Source organism: Paenibacillus sp. S33 (assembly GCF_053615415.1).
On record NZ_JBSIEZ010000001.1, the window covers coordinates 1,257,776 to 1,277,670 of the forward strand.

General features: G+C 44.4%; 20 protein-coding genes and 1 pseudogene. 11 read left to right on the top strand and 10 right to left on the bottom strand.

Annotated features, from left to right (window positions below):
- Positions 1-335: 335 nt before the first annotated feature.
- Entirely contained in the window at positions 336-596 is a 261-nt protein-coding gene (locus ACWGXJ_RS05840) for a hypothetical protein (RefSeq protein WP_061831212.1), read from the bottom strand.
- 183 nt (positions 597-779) lie between these two features.
- Between ACWGXJ_RS05840 and ACWGXJ_RS05845 the strand changes: the two genes are divergently transcribed.
- Positions 780-1,067, top strand: coding sequence for a hypothetical protein (locus tag ACWGXJ_RS05845; RefSeq protein ID WP_023987328.1), 288 nt, complete (start codon positions 780-782; stop codon positions 1,065-1,067).
- A gap of 132 nt (positions 1,068-1,199) precedes the next feature.
- The gene (locus tag ACWGXJ_RS05850; protein WP_250267613.1) at positions 1,200-3,089 is read left to right on the top strand and encodes a sensor histidine kinase; all 1,890 of its coding nucleotides are present in this window, start codon (positions 1,200-1,202) and stop codon (positions 3,087-3,089) included.
- 99 nt (positions 3,090-3,188) lie between these two features.
- Here ACWGXJ_RS05850 and ACWGXJ_RS05855 read toward each other — a convergent pair whose 3' ends face one another.
- The 4 genes from ACWGXJ_RS05855 to ACWGXJ_RS05870 all read right to left on the bottom strand — a co-directional run bounded on the left by ACWGXJ_RS05855 (position 3,189) and on the right by ACWGXJ_RS05870 (position 6,041).
- On the bottom strand, positions 3,189-3,425 hold the full coding sequence (locus ACWGXJ_RS05855; RefSeq protein ID WP_013309068.1) for an NHLP leader peptide family RiPP precursor: 237 nt from the start codon (positions 3,423-3,425) through the stop codon (positions 3,189-3,191).
- A 75-nt stretch (positions 3,426-3,500) separates the two neighbouring features.
- Positions 3,501-4,436 (bottom strand): hypothetical protein, encoded by a 936-nt coding sequence (locus ACWGXJ_RS05860; protein WP_322173509.1) that lies wholly within the window; start codon positions 4,434-4,436, stop codon positions 3,501-3,503.
- A 177-nt stretch (positions 4,437-4,613) separates the two neighbouring features.
- Entirely contained in the window at positions 4,614-5,687 is a 1,074-nt protein-coding gene (locus tag ACWGXJ_RS05865) for a polysaccharide deacetylase family protein (RefSeq protein WP_336077277.1), read from the bottom strand.
- A gap of 222 nt (positions 5,688-5,909) precedes the next feature.
- The gene (locus ACWGXJ_RS05870) at positions 5,910-6,041 is read right to left on the bottom strand and encodes a hypothetical protein (protein ID WP_323873378.1); all 132 of its coding nucleotides are present in this window, start codon (positions 6,039-6,041) and stop codon (positions 5,910-5,912) included.
- Positions 6,042-6,399: 358 nt separating this feature from the next.
- Between ACWGXJ_RS05870 and ACWGXJ_RS05875 the strand changes: the two genes are divergently transcribed.
- A complete protein-coding gene (locus ACWGXJ_RS05875) occupies positions 6,400-6,858 on the top strand; it encodes a hypothetical protein (RefSeq protein ID WP_250259173.1) in 459 nt (152 codons plus the stop codon).
- 85 nt (positions 6,859-6,943) lie between these two features.
- Here ACWGXJ_RS05875 and ACWGXJ_RS05880 read toward each other — a convergent pair whose 3' ends face one another.
- From ACWGXJ_RS05880 to ACWGXJ_RS05890, 3 genes and pseudogenes are all read right to left on the bottom strand, one after another.
- A complete protein-coding gene (locus ACWGXJ_RS05880) occupies positions 6,944-7,438 on the bottom strand; it encodes a hypothetical protein (RefSeq protein WP_250259171.1) in 495 nt (164 codons plus the stop codon).
- Positions 7,439-7,531: 93 nt separating this feature from the next.
- Positions 7,532-8,038, bottom strand: coding sequence for a DJ-1/PfpI family protein (locus tag ACWGXJ_RS05885; protein WP_061831206.1), 507 nt, complete (start codon positions 8,036-8,038; stop codon positions 7,532-7,534).
- Between the two features lie 171 nt (positions 8,039-8,209).
- A pseudogene (locus ACWGXJ_RS05890) lies at positions 8,210-8,659 on the bottom strand (AbrB/MazE/SpoVT family DNA-binding domain-containing protein).
- A gap of 198 nt (positions 8,660-8,857) precedes the next feature.
- On the opposite strand from ACWGXJ_RS05890, the gene ACWGXJ_RS05895 reads away from it, so the two are divergent.
- Together ACWGXJ_RS05895 and ACWGXJ_RS05900 are read left to right on the top strand one after the other, a co-directional pair.
- A complete protein-coding gene (locus ACWGXJ_RS05895; RefSeq protein ID WP_452566384.1) occupies positions 8,858-10,240 on the top strand; it encodes a helix-turn-helix domain-containing protein in 1,383 nt (460 codons plus the stop codon).
- Between the two features lie 224 nt (positions 10,241-10,464).
- Positions 10,465-10,650: an aspartyl-phosphate phosphatase Spo0E family protein gene (locus ACWGXJ_RS05900; protein WP_025723187.1), complete on the top strand. Its 186-nt coding sequence runs from the start codon at positions 10,465-10,467 to the stop codon at positions 10,648-10,650.
- Between the two features lie 263 nt (positions 10,651-10,913).
- Here the strand turns inward: ACWGXJ_RS05900 and ACWGXJ_RS05905 are convergent, their stop codons facing one another.
- Positions 10,914-12,140, bottom strand: a complete 1,227-nt coding sequence (locus ACWGXJ_RS05905) for an acyltransferase (RefSeq protein ID WP_452566385.1) — start codon at positions 12,138-12,140, stop codon at positions 10,914-10,916.
- A 218-nt stretch (positions 12,141-12,358) separates the two neighbouring features.
- Between ACWGXJ_RS05905 and ACWGXJ_RS05910 the strand changes: the two genes are divergently transcribed.
- The 4 genes from ACWGXJ_RS05910 to hcp all read left to right on the top strand — a co-directional run bounded on the left by ACWGXJ_RS05910 (position 12,359) and on the right by hcp (position 18,058).
- Positions 12,359-13,366, top strand: a complete 1,008-nt coding sequence (locus ACWGXJ_RS05910; protein ID WP_254350928.1) for a substrate-binding domain-containing protein — start codon at positions 12,359-12,361, stop codon at positions 13,364-13,366.
- The gene (locus ACWGXJ_RS05915; RefSeq protein WP_254326581.1) at positions 13,347-15,368 is read left to right on the top strand and encodes a cache domain-containing sensor histidine kinase; all 2,022 of its coding nucleotides are present in this window, start codon (positions 13,347-13,349) and stop codon (positions 15,366-15,368) included. Before ACWGXJ_RS05910 ends, ACWGXJ_RS05915 begins: the two co-directional genes overlap by 20 nt.
- Positions 15,319-16,620: a response regulator gene (locus ACWGXJ_RS05920; protein WP_254350929.1), complete on the top strand. Its 1,302-nt coding sequence runs from the start codon at positions 15,319-15,321 to the stop codon at positions 16,618-16,620. Before ACWGXJ_RS05915 ends, ACWGXJ_RS05920 begins: the two co-directional genes overlap by 50 nt.
- A 145-nt stretch (positions 16,621-16,765) precedes the next feature.
- Entirely contained in the window at positions 16,766-18,058 is a 1,293-nt protein-coding gene (hcp, locus tag ACWGXJ_RS05925; protein WP_061831199.1) for a hydroxylamine reductase, read from the top strand.
- Between the two features lie 41 nt (positions 18,059-18,099).
- Here hcp and ACWGXJ_RS05930 read toward each other — a convergent pair whose 3' ends face one another.
- Entirely contained in the window at positions 18,100-18,447 is a 348-nt protein-coding gene (locus ACWGXJ_RS05930; protein WP_023987345.1) for a helix-turn-helix domain-containing protein, read from the bottom strand.
- A gap of 451 nt (positions 18,448-18,898) precedes the next feature.
- On the opposite strand from ACWGXJ_RS05930, the gene ACWGXJ_RS05935 reads away from it, so the two are divergent.
- Both ACWGXJ_RS05935 and ACWGXJ_RS05940 read left to right on the top strand, forming a co-directional pair.
- Positions 18,899-19,441 (top strand): hypothetical protein, encoded by a 543-nt coding sequence (locus ACWGXJ_RS05935; RefSeq protein WP_452566386.1) that lies wholly within the window; start codon positions 18,899-18,901, stop codon positions 19,439-19,441.
- Positions 19,442-19,515: 74 nt separating this feature from the next.
- Positions 19,516-19,848 carry a nucleoside triphosphate pyrophosphohydrolase gene (locus ACWGXJ_RS05940; protein ID WP_452566387.1) on the top strand — a complete coding sequence of 111 codons (333 nt, stop codon included), beginning with the start codon at positions 19,516-19,518 and terminating at the stop codon, positions 19,846-19,848.
- Positions 19,849-19,895 lie beyond the last annotated feature (47 nt).

The following is a 19,895-nucleotide window of genomic DNA, read 5'->3' on the forward strand; positions in this document are numbered from 1 at the left end:
TCAAGCCATGTGTATCATTTGTGTGGCTTGGGTAGCACCCTTTTTGCATTCTTTATCTGTCCTTTCATTTATCTTGATCCCTGGGTTCGGGCTTCGCAGATGCGACTCCTCGTGGGTTATCTTCGGCCGAGATTTCATCTGTAGTTGTCTTGTCCGCAGACCTGCGGTCATCCTCTTCCACGGGATTCAAGGCTTTGTAGCGCTTATACTCCATATCGGCTTGAGACATCGGATCTTTATACATAGGAGATCAGTCAACTCCTTTCGGTTATACACTTCATTACCCGCATAGCAGAATGGGTAACCGTTTTCTTTCACCCGATAAAATGAAGTGTTTAATCCAGCATATCGTCGCTGTCCAGTTGCTCTTCTTCGTCCCCATCGGTACCATTCAGCAAATCGGTACCATGCAGGAATTCGGCAGGAGCAGAAGGGTCAACAGGACTGTTCGGTGTCAGTTCATCGGCATCTGGGACGTCTTCGAGAGGAGTATCTGGGCCCTCGGTTAGATTCTCCCAGTTGGTTTCTGCATTTTGCAGAGAAGGCTCAAAATCATTGTCATGTAGCTCATTAACTCGATCATCACGATTGGCCATGTTGCTCAGCTCCTTTGCTTTTTGTTGCTTATTCCGACCTTACCCAAACAGTAGAACGGCTAAACCTTGAGTTAGTGTGTCTGTAGGAAGTTAAAATCATGCGAATAGGGATATGCCCATTCTCAATTAGCGTTTTTTTGGTAACTGCTGTGATATGATAAAGAGGATAGGGAGGGATATGAATTGGAATGGTACATGTTTGGTCCGATGATTAGTCGTATCCGAGTAGGTCAAAAGGCATCTACCCCGGGATTTTCCCGTACCCTCATTCGGCGCCCGGAAGGCTTATACTGGACAGATGGCGGACAGGCCGGAAAAATAGTAGAAATACGCGATTATTTATTTTCCGATATTTGGACGATCTATGAGGATGAAGATTGTGAACCATGGTTGGGGCTTAGAGAGCAGAAGGAGCGGCGCGAACAGGAAATGATCATTAATCAATATGAAGATTTTACAAAAAATGAGTAAAAAGAACATGATACCCTACTAATGAAGAAGGTATGCACATCATCGTATAGAATAATATAATTTCAGGACGTAAAAAATGTTAAAACGTATACAAACTTGTAAATCCTACTATGTAACTTTGAGGTGCTTAATATGAGGCATGTGCCCAAAGCTGTCGCCACCCTGCTAGCGGTCATTGTGTTGTTGTTGTCGCTGGGCTACTCCGCCTATGCGGCCAAAATGACCCCGGAAAGGGATTATAAAATACCCTCCTGGGATATGAGATGGGGAGCGGTAAACGAGGATGGCTCTTTAGATGAGGTAAAGGATTCCAGCAAGGCCTGGATGCATATTGAAGATGATACACAACTGCTTAGGCAGCCCGGTAATATAGGCTCTGCTTGGATTCGTATGAAGTTACCTTCGCTAAATGATGAAACGCCAGCGGTGCTTTTTGAAAATATTTATGGCAGGCATATTACGCTGTATAAAGATGGGACCAATTTTTACGAATCCTACCGTGGGTACAATTATGAGAATAATCGTATTCTGATTCCGCTGAAGCCGGAAGACAGCGGTAAAACATTATACATATGGACGGAAAGCAGTAAGAATAGACTGGGCATTATCGGCAATGTGATGACCGGTGATTATCGTGATTTGTTGGGGACCTTGGTCAGAATGGATGTTTTAGATATTGTACTGGGCAGTACGTTTATCTTTATCGCCCTGGTATTACTGATCTGCTCATTTTTCCTGTTCCGTCCGAGTATGGCCATGTGGCTGTCCCTAAGTGCAATAGTATTGTCTATTGGTCTGATGATCGTAACGTATTCACCATTCTTGTATACATTCTATCGCGGCTATGGCAAGCTGTACTTACAACTTTTTGATGTGGCACTATTTATTCTGCTGCCTTCATTAGCCTTCTTTTTTGAACAAAATATCAATTCGATTATACTGATTCGCAAATTCAGAAAGTTGTTAACCGCATACTCTTTGTTCTGCTTTACCATGATGATTGTGAATTTAGGAGCACAGGAGCGGTTGAACGATATATATTATTTTTTTAGTGTAGTCATCTTGGGTATATTACTCGTCGCCTTATTGATACTGCTGGTATTTGCTTCGGTTCGCATGGCACTTAAGGGTGATCACGAAGCGATCATTTTATCGACAGGCTTTGCATTTTTTGCAGTCATCTCTATCGGGGAACTGAGCTGGTTCTTCATTCTGGACGGACACTACAATATGTTTTTGTGGAAATGGGGCGTGTTCGGTTTTGTACTGGCGTTGATCGCGATATTGGGCAGAAGGCTGGCAGAAAAGCACAAGCAGGTGGTTCGGTACTCCAGGGAACTGGAGATGTTCAATAATGAGCTTCAACGCTCGGAGAAAATGGAGATTATTAGCGATCTGGCTGCATCTGTAGCTCATGAGGTACGTAATCCCCTTCAGGTTACACGTGGATTTCTTCAGTTGATGAGCAAGCAGGAGGATGGTAAAAATAAAGACTATCTACATATCGCTCTGGAGGAGCTGGATCGAGCTTCCGCGATTATTACTGATTTTCTGACTTTTGCCAAGCCAGAATTTGACCAAACCAAAACGTTGACCATATTGAACGAATTCAAACATATTGAAGGAATCATCAGTCCAATGGCTAATTTGCAAGGTGGAAAAATTTCACTGGATATTCCCCAGGAAATCAAAGTACGCGGGAATTCCTCCAAGTTCAAGCAGGCGTTCATCAATATCATCAAAAACAGCATTGAAGCGCTGCGAGATCAGGGTCATATTCATATATGGGCTTATGTGGACAACGGAGAAGCTGTCATTCATATTCGGGATAATGGTGAAGGGATGGATGCTCAGACTTTATCCAGACTAGGTGAGCCTTATTTCTCGAATAAGACAAAAGGCACGGGTTTGGGGATGATGGTGACTTTTCGGATTATTGAAACGATGAATGGCAAAATAACTTTTACAAGTGCAAAAGGGGTGGGAACAGAAGCGACCATCCGCTTCCCCGTAGCCGGATAATATCCGGCTTTTTTGCATTCGGAGAAAACGGAGGGAAGCTTGCTGAGCCCACCCACATGAGATTAAGGAATATAGATTAAATAAGCATGAACAACTAATTTACCACATCGAGCGAGGTTTCTGGGATGCAGCGAGCACGCCGGAGGGGTCTGGAGGAATTACCAGAAAAAACTGATCAGGCGTTTCCTCTAATGTTTTGATTTGGATATGATCGGGGATCACGACTCCTAACACATCACGAATTGCAGATTTGGGATCTGTCATCAGTTTCTCTCTGAAACTGGCATCCTCCCAAGCTTTTTGAATGACTTGTGTTTGAAGAACTTCAGTAGCCATCAAAAATCACCCTCTCATTCAATTGGTTATATTTACCTAGTCAGTATACCACGAAAGACTCAGAAAAATCTAGCATTATTTCATATTTTTGGAGAGCCAGTAGTCAAGTCCGCCTCTTCTCAAATGCGAGCGTCCGCCTTCAATTTCCGCCGCCACTTCGCCCAGTTCTGCTGCGATAGAATGTGCAAAGCTACTTAGGCCGTGGATAGAAGGCTCCAGGGTCTCTAACTGTTGGACTGCTTGATCGGCAATGCTCACATAGCTGGCGAGCACACCGCGTACATAAATCGCTTCCTGAATCTGTTGGGGTCCCAATCCTTCACAGTAAGCTGTCTTCTGCTCGGCACTGATATGGGACAAAAGACAGTTATAGCTATGTTCGACCAAATCTTCTGACCAATCCGCCCAATCATCCGACATTTGAAGCACGAGTAGCGCCAAGTCCGTCATATTTGTAATAGTCTGGATCAGATCAGCACGGCCTGCGAGCAGTAAAGCACCCGTTCCGGCCATTTTTAATGGACTTGCTTTCAGCGCGACCTTATTTCTTTCTCCTTGAAAATAGTCCTCTGTTCCTTCGGATATCACACTAACGGCCCATTCATCAACATACGTTCGGGCATATGACCAAAAAGGAGAGGTTGCCGGAAAAAGGTCCCGATATACGCTTATACACTCGGTATAGAAGAGCTGGCTTAAGGCGAGTTGCATTTTACGGTTGTCTGCTGCTGTGTCCATCACATCATCCTGAATTAAATAGTGAGCCATGATAAACACGTTGCCAAGTGACAGCTTGTGGCATGTTTCGGGGGGGAGTCCGGTGAGTTCTTGCAGCCAAAATGGAAGCAAATAGCATATGTAATTACGCGTGCTGTCTTCCCGCAACGGATTAAAACGCGCCAGAAAGTCCAAACCCTCTTGCTGAAAGGGAGCTGGAAACGTGGACGTCCGTTCCTCCGCTTGACGAAATACTTTTTCCAATTCGTCTTTGTATGCAAAATACCATTCCATCGCCATCACCTGCATCTCTTATGAATATTTTTATAGCGATTTCTAGTTGTTACCGGCCATTATACAACAGATTGCAATTTTCAAGATTTTGTTATTTTTACATTGAGAATGTTGTAAAAAGGATATCGACAAAAATCCCGGCTGGGAAGATCCCGCCGGGATTTTGTTTTTTTAAAATTAGATGATCTCTAAATAGTCAATATAAGCATCCCATGTCCCATCATCGGCTGTTACAACAAGCTCAATCTCTTGATTTCCGGTTCCATGGCTGACATTGTTTAAAGTATAGACCGCAGGACTGCTCCCGCCGTAGTAGAAGGTACCCTTCGTTTGTCCACCAATTTTCAAGTCAACTTTGGCCATGTTGGAATTATTTGAAGCACCACGGAGTGAAAAACTATGGGTGCCGCTGGTAAAATTCTGTGTGAATTTCACTGAATCATTGTTGGAGTATAAAGCCACTCCGTTGAACGGCGAGCTGATATTTGAAGTATACTGACCGCCTTTGGTCATATTTTCTGCTTCCACTTTTGTGCCTTTGTTTGGCGGCGTTTCGCCGTTTCCGCCATCAGGCGCTACCGCCCGGCCATTGCTTGGTGAGATCATACCAGAGCAAAGGTTACGGTTTTTGAGGTTCTGTGCAATTTGTGGAATAGCTTGGAGTGTAGTCTGGTACTGATCATGCATCAGGATCACATCGCCGTTTTTAAGTTTGCCCGCAGCAGCTACGATCTGTGCGGTGGAGGCGCCGTTCCAGTCTTGGGAGTCAACGTTCCACAATACTTCGGTAAGACCGTTTTGGGTCTCAATGGATTTGAGGGTTGCGTTGGTCTCGCCATACGGAGGACGGAACAACTTTGGTGCCGTGCCAGTAATGGACTGTATCGTTTGCTGCGTGCGTGTAATTTCCGATGACATCTGCGATGTGCTCAGTTGTGTCATATGCGGATGTGACCATGAATGGTTACCGATCCACATGCCTGCTGCTTGCTGGTCACGTACAAGCGAAGGATTATTCTGCGCGTTTTGTCCAAGATTAAAGAGCGTCGCGCGTAAACCGTTTTGCTTCAGAGCACTAAGCAGCGCTTTGGTGTTAGAGGGATTGGGACCATCGTCGAAGGTTAACGCTACATAACCGCTCGAGCAATCAGCCGCAAGCGCCTGGTTGCTCGAGATCACCAGCGAGCCTGTGAATAAAGACAAGGTGATTGACATAATCGCCGTCCATTTTCCTGCTTTAGCTATAAACATGGGCTACCTCCTAGCTATTTTAATATAGTATGGATGTTCCGATACTCCGAACCGATTCAACTCTTTACTAGAATTGAAATTTTAGTCGATCTCCAAATAGTCAATATAAGCATCCCATGTCCCGTCATCGGCTGTTACAACGAGCTCGATCTCTTGGTTTCTGGTGCCATTATTGCCGCCAATCGTAATTGTATTACTAGTTACATTGGCACTCCGACTGCTTTAGTATCCCTCTACAGTAAGTGAAGCTTCATACATCTTGTCCATGTCTTCTTTTTGAAGTGCTCGCTGACCGATATGGTTTTGCTCGTGCGTTTGGATGTCCATAAAAATAACCTTATTTTTTTGTTTCATTGGACTTTCCTCCTGTAGCCTCACTATGATGCAGTGCATTCTGTAGTAGCTTGATGCAACATGTCTTTCCAAAAATCAAATTGTAAACGTTTACAGTTTGATTTTATCATATTTTCCTTAATATATAACTTGAAAAATTTCAAGTTATATTGTAGAAAGTATAGTTATTCATTCTTGCTCACTCTACAGGATAGGGTTCCCAAGGAGCGCGTGTAGATCGAAGGTTGGGTGTAATTGTGATAGCAATGTTCATAATTTCTTTTTCCCGTCTTATGGTTACTTAACAGGCGAAAATATGAATAAAAATAGCGGGAAAAGAAAATATTATTTTAAAAAGGATGAAAGAAGGGTCTGCAACATGAAAAAACAATGGAAATTGACCGCTGCTATTCTGTATGGAGGAGTGATGATGTATGGCACTGCGGGTGCAGCTGGAGCTTCCGGGACGGAACCGATCACTCCCAACGACTTTATCCAAGGGGCAGCCCGCCAATGGAATGCTGAACCACAGGACGACCACGGGCATGGGCATGTTCACAGACATAGACACGGCAAACGGCCTGGCGGCTTGAATCACCATCTCAACGAGAAAGTAGCCAAGCTGCTGGGCATCACTCCTGTCCAATTAGAGAAAGAACTGGGACAAGGGAAGTCATTGGCCGAGGTTGCTAAAAGCAAAGGCATCCAAGAAGACCAGCTCATTGATAAATTGAAGAATGAAATGACCGTGGATCTGAAACGGCTTGTGAACCGTAAAGGCCCGATTACATTCGATCGTAAGTCCGGAGCTTCGAGTGAAGCTCAATTGAAGCGTTAGTCGGGGATACCGTGGTATATCTGCTCTTGAATAAGTCGAGGAGTAGATCGTTTGACAATAAAAAAAGGATGGTGGAAACCCATCCTTAAATTTCTAATTCCTTATCTTGTGCTATGTCATATTTAGTTACTTTACTGGTGTATTTATCTACATAATAGAATCCATAAGTTGCAATGTGATCAGGGAAATCTTCGTAAACTCTTATACAATATTTAGTTCCTTCCAAACCTTCAACCATTAAGTTTAAATTATATTTAACAGCATCCTTTTTTATTTTATCAGAAAGAATATTGAGTGCTTGATTTTCTGTAATCATCTTTTGCTGTTTACCTAAATACAGTTTATTATTAATGAGGCTGATTTGTCTGCTTTCTGCAATCCCAATATCCTTAACAGAGATATACGTGTTTCCGTTGTAAATCAAGCCATCGGCAGTGTTCTTTTTTGTACCCTCTAAAAATACATCAAACTTTTTCACAACAGCATTTACGCTTGTTCCAGATGCAGCCATTGCGGTTGCACCAGTAATCATCATACCAATGGTTAAGCCCACTAATAGCCCCTTTAATTTGTCATTCATTTTAATTACCCCTCTTATGTATGCTAATTCCCTCACTATAGTATCCTAAATATCACCATACATAAAGTGATTGTTGTGGGGGGAGCAGAAGAGTCAACTATCTTTAAAGAGCTTAAAAAAATCAATGGTTTCTTTTAAATCTTCATCATCCGTATAAATGTCCATCACCTTGCCTATTTCAATTGCAAAGTCCACATACTTATTTGGTTTAGCCGTAATGATATTCTTGTATATCTCCAGACCCGTTGGATGATTCACAGGATTTTTATAGGAGACACCTGCTATCTCCAGAAGTTCAGTGGCAGAACAAATGGTCGCTATCACTTTATTATCATTATTCAGTGTATTGATTAAAGCTAAAAGTTGCTTGTTCGTCTTTAATGGAGTGTTATCTCCACCAGGTATAATTAGGAGTTGAATATCCTCCGCAGACACTTCATCAAGGGCTACCGAAGGCGTAACTTTAAAATCCTCATAGGAAATCACTGGGTCTTTGGTTACACCAATCGTAACAATGTCCCCTTTGGTTTTCATAAAATAGGTTGCTAACATAATTTCAAAACTCACATAACCATCATAAATTAAAACATGTGATTTCATTTATACACCTACTTCAACATTAGTTTTTAGCTTTGAGTCAATATACCACTTTGATAGGTTTAATTCCATAATTTACAGCAAATATAGGCTTGGAAGTTTAAATAACCAGTCGCCTTGAAATCTACCAGCGACTGGTTATTTAGCTTTGCTAGAATAAGAGTTGAGCGATACCTATAACAGCTTTTTAAGCTGGGAAATACGGCCTTGGGATACGCCGAGCCATTCAGCATATTCGCCTTGCTTGGCTGTTGGATGCTCGCGCAAGAGTTTTCTTAGATTTTCAACTAATTGTTATGAAGACGACCGATGGTTACTTTTTTCTTTGTACGCAGATTTCTTTACGACAGGAACAGGTAATGGACTCACACCTATATTTCCCTTCAGATCGTTTATGCATTTTTTACATAAAAATGAATCCCTGAAATAGCTTAAATCCTGAATCGAATAGCATAAGTGACAGCAGACTCCAATATACTTCCGCATACTCAATAAACCTGTTTCACAATCTAAATAAAATTCTAAGGACTCACCAGCTTGAATACCCATAGAGGTTCGCATCTCTTTAGGAATAACAATTCGACCTAACGTATCCAATGGACGTGTCATACCTGTATTTTTCAAGTGATCTTCTCCTTCCATTGTCCAACATCCAATGATCTCCTAATAAAAATATAAAAATCAATAAAGTAAAAGCATTTATGTTTGTTCCAAAAGATGGTATTATCATGAAGGAAAATCAATAATTATACTATTAGTTTCCAAACTATATTGTTTATTGAAATTGAAATTTTATGAAAATGCTGAAAGGGTGGTTTATCCATGGAAATCACACCTACGATACAGGCAGAAATTCAAACCTATTTGAAACGAAAAGGCTTAACGATGACCAAGTTTGGTCACACGATTGATTTGAATGTAGGTACAGTTAGTAGCATTGTGACCGGTAACCGATCTATTTCTGTTCACCAACTGGATAGCATTACTGCGGGAATGAATTTACCACCGGATTATTTCTACGAACGTTATATTGAAGAATGTATTGAAGAATCTCCGCTCAACTGGAAAAAAATTAGCCCTTTCTTATACCGATGTATTGAGCTAGGACGACTGGACTGCTTGCAGCGAGTTGTAACTCTGTTATTGGATAACCCTAATTATCCGCCATCGCTCTTTGAAGTTGCCGAAAATGTATACAAAGACGGTTACAATGAAGCAGCGGCTTACCTTTACAAAAAAGTGGCTGAAAGTGAGAAGCAGCAGCATTCAGAGCGATTGGCGATCTGCCAGTATCGTTTGTTCCAAATCAATATTGGACAAGATAGAGCTATAAATCTTCAAGCTGCCATTGAATTTGCCCCTTTTGTGGATCGTTTAGACGAGATAGAGCAATTAGATGCATTAAAAGATTTGGCGAACGTGTACAGATCATTAAGTATGTGGGACAAGGTGTATGAATTTGCAAATCAAATGGGTCAAATGGGAAAGATCCAATATAATTTGGTTCATAACTCTAAGCGAAAAGGAACAGAGCCACGAAAAAAGCTAAGCAGGCCACTGTTTGTATACATAGTTTACTCCGAATTGCTGTGTGCTAATGCTTGCGATGCAAAAGGAGATCATAAACAGGCATTAGAACATATCCGAGGTTATGCCGATCTAAGTTGGGTAAAGGAGAAGGACCCTGATTCACTTTATTGGAAGAAACAATATCAGCAATGGGCGAAAATTAATACTTACGTCAACAGGCTTATGTCCGGGGATATTAGTGTTCTCCCCGATTACGTAGAACATATGGCTGCCGAAAATGAGATTTTTGCCGAGCTACTAAACGTTCTTGAAGTTGCTAATCGGTACAATGTAGATGTAGACCATATCCTTCAGCGTTTTGAATCCCAAATTGCAGCTTATCAGGAACCGTTGTCTTCTGACATGTATACACAACAGGTTTTACCAGAAGAATACGTAAGGTTCTGGTACAAGTTAGCCAAGTATAACCTGAATAAAGGTAGATATTCATATGGTTTCAAATGTTTAATAGATGCTTTTGAAAAAGCTGTTACTCTTAAACATGCACTTCTTATTGCTAATTGCGTTGGTTTGTTTGAGCGTTTTAGAGCATATGCCGAACCTGAAATACTAGCTCGGTACAACATGTGGGAAAGAAATGATCGAAAAGACGGATTTGCAATTTGTAGCGACTAATTTCTACTTGTATTTGCACTACCAGTTCCAACTGGAATCCCAAGCTCTAACACAATCCAAGTTCAAGGACATGTTGGTACAGCTTAAACAATTTTATTTTTTTATGGGCCAGCTTATCGCTGGTCTATTTTTTTTGTATTATTTTGTAATTTTTTAGTTCAAAAAAGATCATGACGTATTTGTACATCCCTCCTTAAAATGAGATTCATTAGGAGGTATGCAGGATGAACAGGTATGAAACGGTAACGTTAATTCAACAGATGGAACACGCCAGACAACATTTGCATGATCTTTACGAAGAGTATGGCTTCGGACATGCTTGTGTACTTGAGCAGTCTATGCTTTTGGATGAACTGATTAATCAGTACAACCGTATGTTTCAGACCAAGAAGCTACCTCACTATGTTTAGGGCTAGATCATTAACAACGACGATATTATGTTCAGTCCATCCTCTCCCTTCTTTGTTATGCAAAACTATGACTTCTCCCGCGTAACGTTTATTATTCTATATAATGACTTATTTTAAAATAAAATACATATTCATGTCATAAAATGTTAATCATCTTTTTGAGGGGACGGCATACTAAGGCACAGAAAAGCAGAGCTCAATAAGCGAGCCCTGCCAAAGTTCATTGGAATCATAACCCCATGCTGAAAAACAGACGCATAAGATTAGCCAAGCTCCTGCGTGCTTTTGGAAGCGCGTTTGGAGGAAAGGAACTGGAAACGAAACGAGTGCCAGTTCAATCGCTGTCTGCCTTTGGAGCCAACAATCCAGTTGCCGCCGGGCAGATGGGCAAAGAGCCAGCTGATGCCCAGAGAAACACTTGCCACGACGATAAACGTAATGAGCGTAGCTGTAAAATGATGATCGCCCAGTGCAAGCGAGCGGGTGTAGTAGGATATGAAGGCCAGCACGAGCGCATGGGCCAGATATCCTCCAAAAGAATAACGCCCGATCCAGTTCAACATACGGCGAAACGGCTCGGATCGCTGGTCTTTTTGCAAATGGAGCAGCAGTCCGTACAATAAAAGCAGCTGCGAGACAATGAGCACAAAGGTACTTGGCTTCAAATAGGTGGAAATATTAAGATTGATCGTATCGCCCGATTGGATCAGCATCGTGTGACCCATGAGCATGAACAAACCAATAAACACAAATACATTCCACGGCAACGTCTGCTTGGCCAGTCCACGCCAGGTGTCTGTCATGTAAGCACATACTGCGCCCAGCATAAAATAGAAAAAGTACATGACAAAGTTATAGGTGCGATAATCCAGCAGAGTCTGCCAAAAGGACGGCAACCCAGTGCTCCATGCAGACATGTCATAGTAGGACCATTGTAACAGCAAAGCATAAGCCGTAGCGGCAATCAGCATAATAGCCAAAACAAGCTGTTTGCGTCTTTTCGTGCTGTAACGACGTAGAAACGCTTGAACCTTCCCGGTTGCTTTTGAAAATAAAGGAAACAAAATATAAAACTGAAAGATCATCACTACAAACCATAGATGATATCCGCTGACGGGGATGATCATTTCCTCGAACATACCTTTATAAAAGTAAATATATCCCCACTGCGCCGTTGACCAGTTTTGAGTACACACCCAATAAATAACAGTCCAGCAAAGGAAAGGAACATAAATATCTCGAAACCGCCTGCCAATATAGCGAGGATAGCCAATCGGTTTGTTGCCGTTATAAAAAAGCAGCGCCGCAGACAGGAAAACGAACGTCGGTGTGCCAAAACGTGTCAAATGATACAGCATCGCGAGCATAACAGAATCTGGCTGTTGGATGTCGCTGCGATAAATATATTCGCCAATGCAATGCTGAAGCACGACAGCGAGGTAGGCAAGGCCCCGTAGTTCTGTCCACTCCGCGATACGCGGCTTGCTCATCCATATCACTCCTTTTCCGCAAGATATGCACATGTTTTTCCTAGCACAATTGTAGGTATTGTAACGTAGAAACATTAGTGCAGGATTAACGCCACCTGAAAGTAAGAAGAGTGAAGTAGTTCCAATTTAATATGATTGCGTTTACAATCTAAGTAAAACCAGAATAAATTAAAGTGAATTTATAACTTAAGGATACACACAGGAAGAGGAGAGGAAGGATGAAAAAAACGCTGCTGGTATATATGCTGTTGATTGCGGCCTTTGCTCTCTATGTGTTCAGGTATGAACAATCTGGCCCGTTGAATGGCACTTGGGAGGATAAAGGGCTGCGAGGCAGTATCGGAGAGACCTATATAATGATTACGTTCCAGTCCGGTTTGGAGTATTGGAAAAGCGGGCTCAAGGGCTTCGAGGATGCGGGTGATGCTTTGGGGGTGACTGTGGAGTATCGGGGAGCTACCCGTTATGATGCGCAGGAGCAGACAACTGTTATTGAGCAGGCGATTGCTCGTAAACCCGCAGGGATTGCCATATCAGCGATTGATCCTCACTCCCTGATTCCGGTGATTAATAAGGCGCTGGATGCGGGCATTCCTGTGGTATTGTTTGATGCCGAAGCGCCGGGGAGCCGGGCGTATTCCTTTTTGGGCACGGATAATTATAAGGCGGGCGTGACCGCTGCGGATAAAATGGCAGAGCTGTTGGGACGAGAAGGTCAGGTCGCTGTTCTGACGCTGCCTGGACAGCAAAATCATGAGGAACGCTCGCGTGGCTTTCGCGATACCATTCAACGGCAGTATCCTGCGATGAAGGTGGTGGAAGTCGCAGATGGCCGCGCAGACGCGATGGTCTCCCGGGATGAGTCGCAAAGGCTGATGAAAGCTTATCCGAAACTGGCGGGCATTTTTGTGACCGATGCAACGGGAGGAACAGGTGTGGGTGAAGCGGTACTGAGTCAAAAAAACAGCCATCCGCTGAAAATCATTTCTTTTGATACGAATAAAGCGACACTGGATATGATTCGTGGTGGGACAATCTCGGCAACGATTGCCCAGGGAACATGGAATATGGGTTATTGGTCGCTTCAATATTTGTTCCATCTGCATCATCGTTTAACGATTCCTGCCCCTTCTTCCTCTGGAGACAACACTCCGTTGCCCGTGCGGGTAGATACTGGGATTTCCGTAGTCACCCGGGCAAATGTAGATGATTATTATGCGAAATAAATTTTGGGAGCGTATCCAATTAGGGGTGCGCCAAACGATACCGCGGTTACGCTTGCGCAATATGCCTTTACGTTATCAGCTCATGCTGCTGTTCTTGTTGTTTGGCATTGTGCCTTCGCTGGGATTAGGTCTACTGGTCAATTGGACGGTGGAACGGATTATTGAGCGGCAGGTGGAAGATCATACGATGCAGTTGATTGGCAAGGTGAACGAAGCGCTGGATACCAAAATGGAAAATTTGCAAAACATGACGTATCTGATTGCTTTTAACCCCGATATCGGGGAGTTCTGGAAAGGGAAGACGCTGGCTGACGGCCACGCGGGTCATGCGAGTATCGTAACGCCGGAAAACCAGACTCTCACTTCCAAGCAGGCATTAAGTTCTGTACAGGAGCAGGATACGCTGTATAAAATGAAGCAATTTTTGCAGGGCTATACCACGTTATATCCTGAAATTGCAGGGATTCTGATCGTGAACGAAAAAGGCGACTATATCAGCAACGAAATGTACGCTCGAAGCACGCGTAGCCTGACGGAAGAAGGCTGGTACCAACAGGCGGCGCAGCATGCAGGCATATTCACTGTGCTAGGACAGCCGAGTCACCGTAATGTGACCACTCATGTCCAGTACAAGGACAGTGAAATTGTCTCCGTCGTTCGCTCGGTTACAGATCCGGAAACCGGACGCGTGCTAGGCGCGATTATGATTGACCTCAAGCTGCGGGCTGTATCGCAGGCTGCCAGAGATGTAACCCTGGGCAAAAGCGGGTATTTAATGGTGACAGATGCTGAGGGGCGCAGCGTGTACAGGCCGGATATGCCTTTGATTGAGCGTATCCCGCCGCAATGGTTCGGGGCAGGTGACAGCGGGATGTTTACCCGTGAAGCTGGGGGCAGGGAATTGCTGTTCATGTTCAGGGCTTCCGAATTCACGGGCTGGAGAACAGTGGGGGTATTCCCGGCACGCGAATCTACACTGGAAGTGCGGCAAATTCAGTTCTATGTCATCTGTTTTGTTTTCATTGTATGTCTATTTGGCTTAACGGCATCCTTGCGATTGTCGAGTTCCATTGCGCAGCCGATTTTCCGGCTGATGTCCTATATGCGGACGGCAGAGACAGGGGATCTTACAGTTCGCCAATGGAGTGACCGTGGGGATGAAGTTGGAATGCTGGGGCGGAGCTTTAACCGAATGCTGGAGCAAATTCGCCGTCTCATGTCACTTAGCGAACTGAGGGAACGGCAAAAACGGGATGCCGAGCTGCGCAGCCTTCAGGAGCATATTAAGCCCCATTTTCTATACAATACGCTAGATACGATTCATTGGATGGCCCGAAAAAATGGAGCAGACGACGTGTCCGATATGGTGGGAGCGCTATCGAGATTGTTCCGTCTCGGGCTGAGCAAGGGGGATGACTTTATTCCACTGCGCTCCGAGATTGAGCATATATCTAGCTATATGCAAATCCAGCAAACCCGCTATCGTGACCGACTTCGCTGGGAATTGAATCTACCTGACGAGCTAAAGGATCTGTTCGTGTTGAAGTTAATGCTTCAGCCTGTAGTGGAAAACGCGATTTATCACGGCATCAAGGCCAGACGTGGTCCAGGCACGATTTGGATAGAAGCTAAAGCTGAGGATGACAAGCTGCTGCTGACGGTACGTGACGATGGCGCAGGAATGACGGCGGACCGTCTGCGTGAATTGCGTGAATGGCTGGAAATACCCCTGGAGGCGATGGAAGTAAAGCAGAAGCAAAAGGGAGTTAGTACCCATGGCAGAAGCTATGGCATGCTGAATGTACAAGCGCGTATCCGGTTATCTTTTGGCGAGGAATATGGAATTGTACTGGAGAGCAAAGAAGGGACAGGTACCTGCGTGACGATTACTCATCCGTTGCTGCTGGATATGGCGCAACTGAAGAAGCCTTATGAAAAAGGAGAGGGTCAGGATGACGAAATCAAAGGCCACACACAACTCGATAACGGCGAGTCTGATTGACCAGGCCATAACAGAAGTGACCATAGGCCCAGCAAAACGTTACCAAGTATTGATCGCAGATGATGAGCCGATCATTCGTGAGGGGATACGAGATTGCATAGATTGGGCGGCACTAGGCATGGAGGTGGCAGCAGAGGCGGAGGACGGAGAAGAAGCGCTGGAGCTGGTGGGTCAGCTTCATATCGACATCGTGCTGGTTGATATGAATATGCCGTTCATGGACGGCATTGAACTGATTCGGCGGCTGCGGGAAGATCATCCGGAATGCCGCTGTCTGATCATTTCCGGGCATGATGAATTTGCTTATGCGCAGGAGGCTGTCCGACTTGGCGTAGAGGATTATATTTTGAAGCCGGTAAATGCGGATCAGCTTCATGCTGCACTGTTGCGGCTTCGTCAGCGAATGGACGAAGAGCACAAGCGTGCCGCCTATGTAGAACAAGCCGCCGGACAGATTGAACGGAATATTCCGCTGCTGCGCCAGCGTTTTTGCCTGGAATGGATGGAAGGGCAACACACGGGAAAAGACATCATGGAGCAGTTGGCGTTTTTACGGCTTCCATCGCGGCCGCCTGCTCAGATCGGTGTGGTACGGTGGCCTGCGGCAGAGGCACGGCAGACGATTATGCGTGAGAATGACCGCCAGTTGTTTCTTTTTGCCGCTGAAAATATTATTGGCGAACTGCTGGAGGACCGACCGCATGTGTTGTTCCGCGATGCGAATGGACTGATCGGCATATGCCTGTGGCAGGAGGCACCCGAGACGATAGGCGCTTCCATGGAGCAGGCGATTGGACGTTACCTGAATATAGCGGTTCATACGCATGTGGAGTCCAACGCGGGTGGACTAGAAGGTGCAATTGACGCGTACCGGGTGAGTCGAGATCGAGTGTATGGCGAATCGCAGCTGTCTCCCATCGTACGTCGGGCCCGGCAGCTCATTCAGGAAGGTTACGCCGATCGGAAATTAACGCTGGAAGCCCTTGCTTCGCGGCTACAAGTATCCGCCGTATATCTCAGCCGCGTGCTCAAAAAGGAGCTCAACGACAGCTTCGTGACCCTCGTCACGCGTGCCCGTATCCGTAAAGCAGTGCAGCTGTTGGATTCCACGACGTTGTCTATCTATGATATAGCAGAACGTACGGGTTACGACAGTCAGCACTATTTTAGCACCGCTTTTAAAAAGACTATGGGCGTGTCCCCTGTGCAGTACCGTAAAGGCGGGGGAATTCAAGAAAACACGGTGGAGTAGGAAGGATTGAAATGGGGGATGAGTCCCACACTGTCTAATAATAAACTGTAAGAAAAAATGTGTGTGTAATCACACCTACGCATTCAGGGGTTTGTTACGCTGGGGATAACGAACAAATATCTATCAATATTTGGAGGAAAACGATATGTTTTGTTATCAGTGTGAACAGACGCCGAGTGGCGGGTGTAAAGTAGTTGGGGTGTGCGGGAAGGATGAGACGGTAGCGAGCTTGCAGGATACGATGATTTTTGCATTAAAAGGGATCGCTGCCTATGCGACACATGCTCGTCAGTTGGGATATAGCGATCCTGAGGTGGATCGGATCACGCACGAAGCGTTATATATGACCTTAACCAATTCTAACTTTAATGTACAAGAGCATTTGGAAATGGCGATGAAGGTCGGAAATGCGGCTGTACGGATCATGGATGTGCTGGATCGTGCGCATACGGATCGTTTTGGTATTCCGCAGCCGATTACCGTCAGTCAGAATAAAATCGAAGGCCAATGTATCGTCGTGACTGGACATAATTTGTATGCGCTGGAGGAATTGTTGCGGCAGACGGAGGGTAAAGGCATCAACATCTATACCCACTCAGAAATGCTGCCTGCCCACGGTTATCCGGCATTGAAGAAATATGCACATCTCAAAGGGAATATCGGTAAAGCCTGGTACGATCAGCGTAGACTGTTCGAGGAGTTCCCGGGTGCGATTCTCGCCACGACGAACTGTGTTATGCCGATTAAAGGTACGTATGCAGACCGCTTCTTCTCTTATGAAGTAGCCGGGCTGGAGGGAGTAGCCAAGATCATGGACGACGACTTTTCACCCTTGATCGAGCGTGCATTAGCCCTGCCAGCCGCAGATGTAGATTCGGAGCAGGTGCTTACGACAGGATATCATCATGAGACGGTTATCGGGCTGGCTCCTGAGATTATTCAGGCGGTTAAAGACGGGCATATCCGCCGTTTCTTTGTCATTGCAGGCTGCGACGCACCGGGCAAAGGCGGCAACTATTACCGCGAGCTAGCTACATCCTTGCCGAATGATACGGTCATTCTGACCACTTCCTGTGGTAAATTCCGCTTTAATGACGTGGATTATGGCACCGTTGGAGATACCGGCATTCCGCGTTATATTGATTTGGGGCAATGCAACAATTCGGGTTCTACTGTGAAAATCGCTCTGGCATTAGCGGATGCTTTCGGTTGTACGGTGAACGAGCTGCCTGTCAGCATTGTACTGTCCTGGTTTGAGCAAAAAGCGGTTGCCATCCTGCTGGGCTTGTTCAGCCTTGGCATCCAGGATATTCGCATTGGACCGAAGCCGCCTGAGTTTATTTCTTCTGGTGTACTGGATGTGCTGGTGGAGATGTTTGGCTTGAAGCTGATTACAACAGCAGAGGAAGATATGAAAGCGATGTTGGCGTTGTCGTAAGGGATTGGTGGGGAACTGCAAAGCGCAGTTCCTTTTTTGTTTCATCGTTCATCGATTCTTATAAAGATGTCTGTAAGAATCTTTAATGCCAGCTCAGTATCTTTGGATTCACGAGTTCTTAGGAGAGTCAAAATGGTTTTTATACTCGAATCTTCTTCGGTAAGCTCATCATTGTCCTTTACATATGTAAGCAACTGATAGACGCCCACGTTCAATGCCTTCGCTATTTTCTCCAGATTTTTCAAAGATATATTTCTCTCCGCACGCTCAATGAAACCAATATAACTCGAATTGAATCCTGCTTTTTCGGCTAAAGCTTCTTGGGAAAGCCCTTTAGACTTTCGAATATCTCGAATACGTGTACCGACTAATTCCAAAAGTTCTGACATGAATACACCTCTCTATAGTAAGGGTTCTACAAAATCGATTTCAATCGCTCCAAAGTGCAATATATAGACGAACTAGATCATCACGACCTATATATTATTATTGGAAGTCGCTTGTTGGATTTTGCAAAATCCTCTAGTTAGAAGTGTAGAGAAAGAGTTACATCTAATTAATAAGTGTTAGTAAGTAAATTGAATTAAAAACTACTATATAGTAATATTTATTAGGAAGCTTGTCCGGTAGCTAGAAAATTATACATCTTGATGGTTACATAATTGTGCTATGTTGCTCACATTGTTTCAGGATTTTGCAAAATTCGATACCAGTCGCTCCGAAGTGCAAAGATATAGACGAACTAAACCATTTCGATCTATATCTTGTTCATTGGAAGTCGCTTATGGGATTTTTGCAAAATCCTCGTTTATGAAATTTTAATTCAGGAGTTGATTCCCCTTGAAACATTACTCCTTAAGTCCCCAACTACATAGTGATTCCGATTTCAAACTGCCTAAGTACAGCGACACCTACATATTCAATTGCATGATGGATTTTCAAAAACTTGCCGAATACCAGATCAAGCTCGCACAGATGATGCGCGACCATCATCAGTTTCACAACTGCCTCATTCTTTGTGATCGAGCGCTGTTTTCGATGGCTAAGGCCATTTATGTTCATCGAAACCAAATCATACCATTGTATATTCGTTTATCCGTGACTGACCTGTTCCCTTTAATTCACACAGAGGCTGAGCCCAATTTAGATATGGTGCTGTTTATCGGTACGGTACATTATCTGGTTTCGGGAGAAGATGATGTATCTAAAGAGCCGATGAAGCTGGGGGAAGTAGACAAGTTGCTTTATAAAACGGACTCTATTCTAGAGTCTCTGTCACAGCGGATCGTAGCTGATCCGTCTAAGCGGTATCCATCTATTTATAAAGAAAATCCATTTAATGAATCGTTAGATCTTTTATCAATAATCCCCGATGCTTTTTGAGCCAACGAAATAATGACGAAAAGGAAGATGTTGGGTAAGGCTTAAAGTTCTATAAACAGAAAGGGTGTTATTTCATGCCTACATACAACAAACTGGTGCGGGATCGGATTCCGCATATCGTTATGTCTCAAGGTAAGGAATGTCGGACACGCATTTTGGACCCAGAGGAATACAAGCAGGAACTGCGAACCAAGCTTCGTGAAGAGGCTGAGGAATATTTTGAAGCGGACAAAGATCAGGATGCGCTGGAAGAGCTGGCGGATATGCTGGAAGTCATCCGAGCGCTGGCAGAAGTACATGGGGCGAATGCAGCGGAGCTGGACAAGCTGCGGGCAGACAAAGCCGAGACACGAGGCGGATTCCAGGAGCGGGTGTTTTTAATTGATGTAGATGAAGGTAAGAGTTAACTGTGAAAATATTTCAATGATATGCACATTCAAAAGGGCAGCTTGGT